The organism is Actinacidiphila sp. bgisy167 (assembly GCF_965342175.1).
Lineage (GTDB): Bacteria > Actinomycetota > Actinomycetes > Streptomycetales > Streptomycetaceae > Actinacidiphila.
This window is the reverse complement of sequence record NZ_CBDRBL010000008.1, coordinates 124571-132120: the sequence shown is the minus strand read 5'-3', so window position 1 is coordinate 132120 and position 7550 is coordinate 124571. Positions and strand designations below refer to the sequence as shown.

The window sequence follows — 7550 nt, the reverse complement described above, 5'->3', positions numbered from 1 at the left end:
GGGCCTTTAAGCCCGGGAGGATGTCAAGAGAGCTGAGTCCCGGCGAGGGCACACACCCTCCTCGGTCGCCGTACGCCTCGGTGACGGGGGTGGCCGCCGTACGCCTCGTGCGGAGGGCGGCCACCGGCGTTTCGCGGGGCCGCCGGGAGGGCCGGGTGCGCGATCACCGCCCCCAGGACGGGGCGCCCCTCACAGAAGCGTCTTCAGCCGCTCGGCGAGCAGGTCCCAGCGCCAGGCCTCCTCCACCCACGTGCGCCCACGTTCGCCCATCCGGCGCCGCAGCTCCGCGTCGCCCAGCAGCGCCAGGATCCGCTCGGCGGCCTCCGCGGGCTCCCCACCGCGCACCACCCAGCCGGTCTCGCCGTCCAGCACCGCGTCCGGCGCGCCTCCGGAGTCGCCCGCCACGACCGGCAGTCCGGTGGCCGACGCCTCCAGGTAGACGATGCCGAGCCCCTCGACGTCCAGCCCGCCGCGGCGCGTGCGGCACGGCATGGCGAAGACGTCGCCGGCGCCGAAGTGCGCGGGCAGTTCCTCCCAGGGCACGGCCCCGGTGAACCGCACCGACTCCGCCACCCCCGTCCGCTCGGCGAGCCGCCGCAGGTCGTCCTCGTACGGGCCGCCGCCCACGACCAGCAGGACGGCGTCCGGCCGACCGGCCAGGATCCTCGGCATCGCCTCGATCAGGGTGTCCTGTCCCTTGCGCGGCACCAGGCGGGACACGCAGACGACGACCGGCCGGTCGGTGAGCCCCAGCCGGGCGCGCACCGCCGCGCCGCCGGACGCCGGGTGGAAGACCTTCTCGTCCACGCCCGGCGGCAGCTGCACCATGCGCGCGGCGGCCTGGGGCGTCAGCGCCCGGGCGATCCGGGACCGGGTGTACTCGCCCAGATAGGTGATCGTGTCGGTGCCCTCGCCGATCCGCCGCAGCAGCGCGCGGCTCGCGGGCAGCTGCGCCCATCCCGCCTCGTGCCCGTGGGTCGTCGCCACCAGCCGGCGCGCCCCGGCACGCCGCAGCGCGGGCGCCATCAGCCCCAGCGGGGCGGCCGCCCCGAACCACACCGATGTGCAGCCGTGTTCGCGCAGCAGCGCGGCGGCCCGCCGGGTCACCCTCGGGGTGGGCAACAGCATCGTCGTACGATCACGTACGACCGGGAAGGGCTGCTCGGCGTCGAACGCGGCGACTTCGGAGCCGTCCCGCCAGGTCGACGCGTACACCACCACCCGGCCGGGGTCGAGCCGCAGCGCCATGCTGTGCACGAACGCCTGGATGCCACCGGGGCGTGGCGGGAAGTCGTTGGTGACGATCAGGGTCTTGTCCATACGCCGCCGAGGGTATCCGGTGCGGTCCGCGGCAACCGGCCGCGGCCCCCGCGCGTCTCAGCTCCACACGCCCGTCCCCAGGTGAGACCGGCATCATGCATCATCACAGCAGTACCGATTCGACGAGGTGGACATGGCAGGCGACAGCGGCAAGCGGCTCCCGGTCGGGCCGGTCCTCGCCTGGGTGGCCACCCGGGTCGTCCTGCTGCTCTACGTCTTCAAGGTGCTCACCTTGTCGCCGTTGGACGTGACCACCGACGTGTCGGTGATCTACCACGGCTGGTACGAGGTCCTGCGGAGCGGGACCTTCCCCCACCAGGACGTCACCTGGCAGTACCCGCCCGCCGCGGCCCTCGCGGTGCTGGCGCCCGGGATGCTGCCGTTCCTCGACTACGCGACCGCCTTCTTCTGGCTGGCCTGCGCCGCCGACCTGGTCGCCTTCGCGCTGCTGCTGCGCGGTTCGCGCGGAAAGGGGCGGCGGGTCGCCGGCGCCTACGTGTGGGTGCTGGGCGTGCCGCTGCTGGGGCCCACCGCGTACGCGCGCTACGACGTCATGGTCACCGCCGTCGCCGTGGCCGCGCTGCTGGCGACGGTGCGCCGGCCCAGGGTCGCGGGCGCGCTGATCGCCTTCGGCGCGATGCTCAAGGTCTGGCCGGTGCTGCTGCTCGCCGGGGTCCGCGTCCGCCGGGTCTGGACGGCGGCCGCGGCCGGGGCGGGGCTCCTCGCCCTGGGCTTCTGGCTGTGGATGCCGGGGGCTTTCGCCTTCCTGCGCTTCCAGGGCGAGCGGGGCACCGAGGTGGAGTCCCTGGGCGCCCTCGTCTTCCACATCGCCCGGCACCACGGCTGGCAGGGGCAGGTGCTGCTCAACTACGGCTCCATGGAGTTCCTCGGGCCGTATGTGGGCCTGGTGAGCAACATCGCGCTCGGGCTGACCGTCGCCGCCTTCGCCTGGCTGCTGCTGTGGCGGCTGCGGGCGAGGACGTACGGCCCGCAGACGTCCTTCGACGCGGCGTTCACCGCGGTGCTGCTCTTCACCACGACCAGCCGGGTGATCAGCCCGCAGTACATGATCTGGCTGATCGGTCTCGCGGCCGTCTGCCTCACGCTGCGGGCCAGCGTGATGGCGCTGCCCTCGGCGCTGATCCTCGCGGCGACCGTGCTCACCGTGTACGAGTTCCCGATGCGCTTCGGCGACGTCGTCGGCAGCACCGATCTCGGCATCACGCTGCTGCTGCTCCGCAACGGCCTGCTGGTCGCCGCCTCGCTCGTCGCGTGCCGCCGGTTGTGGGTCGCCACCGCCCGGCTGCCGGAGCGGACGCGCACGGCACCCGCGGCGCCTCTGCCGGAGCCCGGTAAGGACGCGGAGGAGCTGCTGGCCCGCTAGGGACCGGGGCGCGGGGCGGCTGGGCTGAGGGATGCGGATGCGGAGGGGACCCGGATGTGCCACCGTGCGTCGCCGGGCCGGCGGACCCCCGTTCGGCCCCCGGAGCGTCGTGCCGGCAGCGGCCCGGCCGTCCCGCCGTCTCGCGCCTTTCGGGCGCAATACCGCGATCAGAAGCCCTACGGTGCACCACTCGACGACGAGCGGAAGCGGGCCGCGATCTGGCGCGTGCCAACGCGATGGACGCAGCCCGATCTCGGCGCTGTTCCGCGGCCTGGACCTGCTCGAACCATTCCGCAGGACGAGTGTCGCGTAGCACTGCCCCGTACAGCGTCGCGGGAGTGGTCGCTGACAGCCGGCGAACGTCCGCCAGGATCAAGCCCCCACCGCTACCTGCCAAGCACTCTCAGCACGACCTCTGAACCCGGGCCACGAGCCCACCCGCACACCGCCGTCGACAACAGGCCCACCCTCCCCGTCCGCAGCCCGCATCCGTGCGCCCGAAGGGCGCGAGACGGCGGGGGCGGTACCGGAGACCTCGGGCGCCTCGCCTCGAGTGCCCTACCTCGATTCGATATACACCGTTCAGGGGTAGCATCATGGGCCCCAGCCGACATGTCGGAACACACGGCCGGAAAGGTGTCGAACGGTGCTGGAGCTCGCGATCCTGGGCTTCCTCTACGAGGAATCCCTGCACGGCTACGAGCTCAAGGAGCGCATCACCGCACTCAACGGCCACGTCCGCCCGGTGAGCGACGGCGCGCTCTACCCGGCCATCAGCCGCCTCGCCGCTGCCGGACTGGTCAGCCAGCACACCGAACCGGGGACCGGCGCCGCGCCGCGCCGCGTGCTCTCGCTCACCGACGCCGGGCGCACGCGACTGCTCGCCCGCCTCCGCGACCCCAAGCCGATCGAGATCACCGACGCCACGCGCTTCTTCGTCCTCCTGGCCTTCCTGAGGCACCTGCCCGACACCGCGGCGCAGGCCGCGGTGCTGCGGCGCCGCCTGGAGTTCCTGCGGACCGCCGCAGCCGGCTTCTTCGACCGCGGCCGGCACCCGCGCGCCGAGGACACGGCCGACCCCTTCCGGCAGGGCATGCTGCGCATCGCCCGCGCCAGGGGAAGCGCGGAACGCGACTGGCTCACGGAGACCCTCGCGGAGCTCAGCCACTGAGGCCGCCCAGGAGACGGCCCCACGCCCGGCGAGACGTACGCGGAGCCGTACCCGACGCCGAGGGCTTTCCCGGACAACGCGCGCCCCTGGACACCGGTTTGGCGGCCCGCGGCGCGGGCGGCCAAACCGGCGGGACACGCCCGCAGGACGGGTGTACGGCACGACGCCGGCTGCGGCGCCGCGCGGACCGGAACCGGCCGCGCCGTCACCCCTTCGCGGCGGCGAACGCACGGGCCGCCGCGATGCGCTGGACGGCGGTGGGATGCGTGCCGAGCATCCTGTGCAGGAGGCGCGGCGGGTCGGGGTCGGAGACATTCGTGACGGTGAGCCGGCGCTGCATGGCGATGAACCGGTCGGCGTCCCCGGTCAACTCCAGGGCGTGCCGGTCCGCCCTCCGTTCCGCGCGCCGGCTCACGGCGCAGCCGGCCGGCCCGGCGCACGCCGACAGCAGCGCGGCCAGCGCGGCGAGCAGGAACAGGCCGCGCGGGTCGCCGGTGCCGTAGGGGGAGGCGGCCATGGCCGCGGACAGCAGGCCGACCCCCGCTCCCGCGCCCAGGGCGCCGAGCAGGGTTCCACGCAGCACGTCGCGGTGCTTGACGTGCCCCAGCTCATGGGCGACGACGAGTTCGACCTCCTCCGGCGGGGCCGTGCCGAGCAGTGTGTCGTAGACGACGATCCGCCGGGTGCGCCCGAAGCCGGAGACGTACGCGTTGAGCGCGGTCGTCCGCCGGCTCGCGTCGGCGACCAGCACCTCCCGTACGGGGATCCGGTCCCGTTCGGCCAGCGCCAGCAGGGCCGCGCGCAGGGGCCCGTCCTCCATCGGCCGGAATCGGTTGAAGAGCGGTTCCAGCAGGACCGGGGCGAGCCAGGACAGCACGACGGCCGCGCACACCGCGCCCAGCACCGCCCAGGCCCAGCCGAGCGCGTAGTAGCCGTACAGCGCGGCCAGCGTGAGCGGGACGGAGACGAGCAGCCCCCGCAGCACGTCGACGGCCCAACCGCCCCAGCCCTGCGTGACGAGTCCGTAGCGGCGCCGGATGACGCGGACCCGGGCGGAGAAGGGCAGGGTGACGGCCTGCTGGAGCAGCGCCAGCAGCAGACCGCCGGCCGCCACGCGCAGCGCCCACACGTCGCCGAACAGCCCGGTGAGGGCGGCGCCCGCGGGGGTCAGCCCGAGTGCCAGCAGCAGCGTGAGCCCGGCGAGACGGCTGCCGAGCAGGAAGGGCAGTTGGGCGCGGCGCAGGGCCCTGCCGCGCGCCGACTCCTCCGGCGTGAAGTCCCCGTCCGTGCCGCTCATCCCAACTCCTCCTGGACGCAGGCCCGCCAGCGTGCGGTGAGGGCGTCCTCGCCGATACCGAGCGTGCGCCGCGGATCCGCACCGGAACGGTACAGCTCGACCAGCCGGTCGGCGCCCCATGTGTCGGCGATGAACCGGCAGGCCAGCCAGGCGCCCTCGTATGCCTGGGCCTGCGCGGGCGCGCCGGGTGCGAAGTCGGCGTCGGCGGGAAGGCGCCGGGGCGGGCCCGCGGCCGTGACGTCACGGCGCAACTCGGGCGCCAGGGCCGTGGCCGGCCGGCCGGAGTCCCGGTACGCGACCCAGTCGGCGAAGCCCTCGGAGAGCCACATCGGGGTGCGGGAGGTCGTCGCGGCACGCGTGGCGACGTGGGTGGTCTCGTGGGTGAGCACGACCTGCCGGCCGAAGGGCGACAGCCCGGCGAAGGCCTCGGGGTTGACGATGACGCGCCCGGCGGGCGCGGTGCCGTTGCCGCCCGCCTCTCCGGTGGTGACGGCCGCGACGTCCGCGTAGGTCCGCGCGGGCACTTTGAGCAGCTGCCCCATCTGCCGCAGGGAGGAGGGGACTTCGAGCACCACCCGCCCGGTCCAGCCCTTCTCGCCCCAGGCCCGCCGCACCTGCGGGACGGCCCGGTCCGCGTCGGTGGCGTACCCGGCCAGTTCCGCGCGGTCGCCGGTGCCGAGGACGATGCTGCGGCTGCCGCGGACGACGTTCAGGGCGCCCTGCTCCCACAGCTGGCCGCCCGGGTCGCCGTCGCCGGCCACGCGCCAGTGGCCGCCGCCGTCGGGGCGCAGCAGCAGGGACTCGTCGGCGGTGGCCGGGGCGCTGTCGTAGCCCCCCAGGCGGTACCGCAAGCGAACGTGGGCGGTCACCGGGTCGGCGCCCCGCGTGGAGAGCAGCCGGTACGAGAAGGAGGCCAGCGGGAGCTCGCCCAGGTTGCGGAAGACCTGGCGCTCGGCGGCCCGCCGGGCCGGCGTCACATCGGCCAGGTACGCCTTCTCGTCATGGCGCAGAACCGCGTCGGCCCGCCGCTCCAGCAGGCCCCGGACGACCCGGTCACCAGGGGGCTCGTGCTCCGCCGCTCCTCCGCCCGCGGGCCCGCAGCCCGCGAGAAGCACCGCCGCGCCGCACAGCGCGGCGGCCACGGCGCGGGTCGTCGAGCGGAAAGGGGCCACGCCGCCGATCGTACGGGGCCGGCCGCGGCGGTCATGTGGGCCGGGTCACCGCCGAGATCGGAAGCATGGCCACGGGGTCGTAGCGCACCCGGGCACCGGGGTAGGGGGCGTGGATGACCCGGCCGCCGCCGACGTACATGGCGACGTGGCTGGCGTCGCCGCGGTAGAGGACGAGGTCACCGGGGCGGGCCTGGCTGAGCGGCACGTGCCGTCCGGCGTTCAGCTGGGCCTGGGAGGTGCGGGGCAGGCCCACACCGGCCTGGCGGTACGCCCAGACCATCAGCCCGGAGCAGTCGAAGGAGCCGGGACCGGTGGCACCCCACACGTAGGGGGCGCCGACGGCGGAGCGCGCGGCGGCGACGGCCGTCGCGGCGCGTACGGACAGCGGACCGAGGTCGGGGATGTCGATGGTGCGACCGGAGCGGGAGGCGCGGTCCTGCAGGCGGCTCGCGAGCCGGGCCCGTTCCTCGGGGGGCAGCGAGTTGACCAGGCGCGCGGCCGCCATCAGCTTGCGTTGCACGGCCTTCTTGCGGGCGGTGAGGCCGGCGCGGGCTCGCTCGAGCTCGCCGAGGCGATCGGCGGCCCGGGAGCGTTCCTGGTCCAGGAAGCGCTGGGCGGTGCGGAGTTCGCCGAGGCGCGCGTTGCCGCGGCTGCTGATCCGGTCGAGGGTGGCGGCCCGGTCGAGATAGCTCGCGGGATCGGGCGAGAGCAGCAGGGCGAGGGTGGGGTCGACTCCCCCGCCGCGGTACTGGGCCCCCGCCAGCGTGCCGAGGTCGTCGCGGATCCGGTTGACCCGCTCCTGCCCGCGCGCGGCCCGGTCCTGGAGCGCCTCGACCTCGCGCCGCAGCCGCAGGGTGTTCTCGCGGGCGGCGTTGAACTGCTCGGTGGCCCGCTCGGCCTGGGTGTAGAGGTGGTCGATGCGGGCCGCGACGTCGACGGAGGGGTCCGCCGGGTCGGCGGCGGCCGTCTGCGCGGTGGTGGCCGCGCCCGCCATCGCGGCGGCGGCGGTGGCCGCCGCCGTCAGGGCTGTGGCCCTTGAGGTGCGCGGGGCCCTGCCGGGCTGCGGGATGCGTCGATGGGATGGCACGTCGGCTGACAGTAGTCAGCCGGACGCGGACAGTTCAAAGACCTGGTGCCTCCGTGCGGTCGGACGGCGCCCCGCTTGCGCAGGTCATCGCCGGACCGTCACCGTACGCGATCACCCGA

Annotated in this window: 6 protein-coding genes; 2 read left to right on the top strand and 4 right to left on the bottom strand. The window is 75.0% G+C overall.

Features of this window, described 5'->3' with window-relative positions; all coding sequences use genetic code 11:
- Positions 1-189: 189 nt before the first annotated feature.
- Complete coding sequence (locus tag ACRWND_RS05435; RefSeq protein WP_431946459.1) at positions 190-1320, bottom strand: glycosyltransferase family 4 protein; 1131 nt, start codon at positions 1318-1320, stop codon at positions 190-192.
- A gap of 133 nt (positions 1321-1453) precedes the next feature.
- Here ACRWND_RS05435 and ACRWND_RS05430 point away from each other — a divergent pair, with 133 nt between their 5' ends.
- Both ACRWND_RS05430 and ACRWND_RS05425 read left to right on the top strand, forming a co-directional pair.
- The gene (locus tag ACRWND_RS05430) at positions 1454-2704 is read left to right on the top strand and encodes a glycosyltransferase 87 family protein (protein WP_431946457.1); all 1251 of its coding nucleotides are present in this window, start codon (positions 1454-1456) and stop codon (positions 2702-2704) included.
- Between the two features lie 646 nt (positions 2705-3350).
- On the top strand, positions 3351-3875 hold the full coding sequence (locus tag ACRWND_RS05425; RefSeq protein ID WP_431946455.1) for a PadR family transcriptional regulator: 525 nt from the start codon (positions 3351-3353) through the stop codon (positions 3873-3875).
- Between the two features lie 205 nt (positions 3876-4080).
- Here the strand turns inward: ACRWND_RS05425 and ACRWND_RS05420 are convergent, their stop codons facing one another.
- From ACRWND_RS05420 to ACRWND_RS05410, 3 genes are read right to left on the bottom strand one after another with little or no spacing between them, the layout of a single operon-like run.
- On the bottom strand, positions 4081-5172 hold the full coding sequence (locus ACRWND_RS05420; protein WP_431946453.1) for a M48 family metalloprotease: 1092 nt from the start codon (positions 5170-5172) through the stop codon (positions 4081-4083).
- Positions 5169-6344, bottom strand: a complete 1176-nt coding sequence (locus ACRWND_RS05415; RefSeq protein ID WP_431946451.1) for a hypothetical protein — start codon at positions 6342-6344, stop codon at positions 5169-5171. Before ACRWND_RS05415 ends, ACRWND_RS05420 begins: the two co-directional genes overlap by 4 nt.
- A 31-nt stretch (positions 6345-6375) precedes the next feature.
- Positions 6376-7431: an NlpC/P60 family protein gene (locus ACRWND_RS05410; RefSeq protein WP_431946449.1), complete on the bottom strand. Its 1056-nt coding sequence runs from the start codon at positions 7429-7431 to the stop codon at positions 6376-6378.
- Positions 7432-7550 lie beyond the last annotated feature (119 nt).